The sequence below is a fragment of the Mesorhizobium sp. M4B.F.Ca.ET.089.01.1.1 genome, assembly GCF_004022605.1.
GTDB lineage: Bacteria > Pseudomonadota > Alphaproteobacteria > Rhizobiales > Rhizobiaceae > Mesorhizobium > Mesorhizobium abyssinicae.
The window spans coordinates 1-1,497 of sequence record NZ_RZOS01000803.1 but is presented as its reverse complement, the minus strand read 5'-3'; the positions used below and the strand labels follow the sequence as shown (position 1 = coordinate 1,497).

Here is a 1,497-nt window from a genome sequence, read left to right as displayed (position 1 = left end):
CCGGCGGCGCCGGCGGCACTGCCTTGACCTTCGGCACCTGGGTCTCGGCGACTTTCTCGCCGGGCTTTGCCGGATCGCCCTCGATCTTGGCGCGCTCGGCGCTTTCCTCGGCGCCGGGCGCGGCCACCTGCTGCGACCAGAAATCCGGCGCGAAGGGATCGCGGTAGGACTCGCCGCCGGAGGCGCCGGTCGCCGGGCCGGCATTCTGCGCGCCGCCTTCGCCCTTTGCGCTGACATTCTGCATCACCCCGGTGTCGGTCGCGATCTCCGACAGCACCGCATAGGGATCGGCAAACAGATGCTCGTCGGAAAGGTCGGAGTTCTGCGAGGCTTCCTTGGTCTGCCTGCGGTCAGAGGAGCCGGCGCCGCCCTTGCCGTCCTCGCCGGCCTTGCTGGCGCCGTCCTGCGGATTGTCGGCCGTCAGCCCGACCTTGCTCGGACCGTCGCCGAGATCCTCCAGGCCCTTGCGGCTGGAATTGCGATCGATCAGCTCGACCGGGTTGAAGTAGCTGGCGACGGCCGCCTTGGTCTGCTCGTTGGCGGCGTTGATCAGCCACATCACCAGGAAGAAGCACATCATGGCGGTCATGAAGTCGGCGAAGGCGATCTTCCAGACGCCGCCGTGATGACCGTCGTCGTGGCCGTCATGGTTGCGCTTGACGATGATGATCTCGTGCCTGTCCTCTCCGGCGTCCACCGCGCTCATGACAGAACCTCGGACAGCGAGGCCGACCATTCGGCGATGCGCGTCTCGAACACCGCCTCGTCGATGACGACGGTGAGGTCGAGGCCCTGGGCCTCGACGAAGTCGAGCTGGGCGGCGCGCGGACCGAGCGAGGCCGCCAACGTTTCGAACAGCGACAGCGGGCCGCGCACGGCGATGCGCACCGCCTCGGAGTCGGCGATGGCCTCGCCGATCGTGCGCGCGAGCGCGTCCAGCGAGCGCTTCTGCAGGTCGTCGCTGACCATGCCGCCAATGATGCGGGCAAGGGTGGCGCCGACGAGCTCGGTCACGCGCAGCTCCATGGCATCGATGTGCCTGGCGACGGCCTGGCCGACATCGCCGCCGAAGCTTTCAAGGAAGGCTTTTGCCTCGTCGGCATTGGCCTGGCGCTCGGCGTCGAGCGCAGCCTGATGGGCGACCGCAAGGCGCGCCTCGAGCGCCGTTTCCGCATCGGCGACGGCTTCGGCGATCAAAGTGCCGATGTCGGCCTGCGGCGGTGCTTCGTCGGGCTTGCGTTCGGGCTCGGCGGCGGCCTGCGGCTGTCCGGCACGCGGGCTGCGCGTTCCGAAATCCGGGAGAAGGTCGAAGAGGGCGACTGAGGGCATGGTCTATCCGGCGACTTCCTGGGCGGCCCATTTGCGCAGGATTTGCGCGGTGCGTTCCTCGTTGAGGTCGACCATGCGGGCAAGCCGTTCCTGCGGCGCCGGCCGGATCTTCTGGCGAAGGTCGTCGAGCGGCGTGGAGCCGGGGCGCGCGCCCGGCAAGGCGCCGAC

General features: G+C 69.0%; 2 protein-coding genes. Both read right to left on the bottom strand.

The features are described 5' to 3' along the window. The coding region (locus tag EN780_RS34030) for a flagellar motor protein MotB (RefSeq protein WP_281035404.1) at positions 1–706 on the bottom strand (706 nt) is incomplete at its 3' end. Next, positions 703–1,329, bottom strand: coding sequence for a hypothetical protein (locus EN780_RS34025; RefSeq protein ID WP_128276442.1), 627 nt, complete (start codon positions 1,327–1,329; stop codon positions 703–705). The genes EN780_RS34030 and EN780_RS34025, both read right to left, overlap by 4 nt. Positions 1,330–1,497 lie beyond the last annotated feature (168 nt).

What these genes read in the sequence shown, in the direction of transcription:
- EN780_RS34025 (WP_128276442.1), bottom strand. Translation starts at nt 1,329, where the DNA reads ATGCCCTCAGTCGCCCTCTTCGACCTTCTCCCGGATTTCGGAACGCGC.